The 228-nt window shown below is 74.1% G+C and carries 1 protein-coding gene; it reads right to left on the bottom strand.

Annotation, left to right across the window (positions count from 1 at the left end):
* A partial coding sequence (locus tag CCN44_RS47100; protein WP_244204064.1) for a GntP family permease occupies positions 1 to 228 on the bottom strand: 228 nt, incomplete at both ends.

Raw genomic sequence — 228 nt, 5'->3', positions numbered from 1 at the left:
AGCAGTCCGGCGGCGGCGACCGGGCCGGGGTGCGGCGGCAGGAAGGCGTGGGTCATGGAGAGGCCGGCGAGGAGCGGGAGGCAGTAGAGGAGGATCGAGCGGCCGGAGCGCCTCGCGGCCGCGTAGACGATCGGGGCGAGGACGAAGATGCCGACGTCGAAGAAGACCGGGATGCCGAAGACCAGGCCGGTCAGGCCCATCGCCAGGGGGGCGCGGCGCTCGCCGAAC

This window comes from Streptomyces tricolor (assembly GCF_002155905.1).
Lineage (GTDB): Bacteria > Actinomycetota > Actinomycetes > Streptomycetales > Streptomycetaceae > Streptomyces > Streptomyces tricolor.
The sequence above is the reverse complement of the archived record's forward strand: the minus strand, read 5'-3'. Positions and strand labels throughout refer to the sequence as shown.